The 446-nt window shown below is 46.4% G+C and carries 1 pseudogene; it reads left to right on the plus strand.

The features are described from left to right. Nucleotides 1-446, plus strand: a pseudogene (locus ACTHUM_RS19770) (ferredoxin--NADP reductase); the annotation flags it as partial.

Below are 446 nucleotides of genomic sequence, written 5' to 3' on the forward strand. Positions count from 1 at the left end.
GGTAAGGATTTAGTTATGCTCTGCACGGGTTCCGGCATTGCGCCTTTCCTTTCCATTATCGAGCAACCTGAAATCTGGCAGCGTTTCGACCGTTTGGTTTTGGCGCATTCAGTTTCTTACGCCAACGAGTTGATTTTCAACCAACGCCTTGCTGATTTGAAAAAGCATCCGCTGATTGAAGAATATTTCCATAAATTCACTTTTGTTCCGATCACTACGCGTGAGGAAAAAGAAGGCGCATTGAGCGGCAAACGGATTCCCGAATTGCTGAAGAATGGAGGCTTGGAAGAAAAAATCGGCTTCAAGTTCAACAAGGCCGATACGCGTTTTATGGTTTGCGGCAATCCGGCAATGGTCAAAGACACTTTCCAAGCCCTGATGGATTTGGGCTACGCCATGCATCGCAACCGTATCCCCGGAGAAATCATGATGGAACATGGTTTTTA

The organism is Neisseria sp. P0021.S006, from assembly GCF_051956895.1.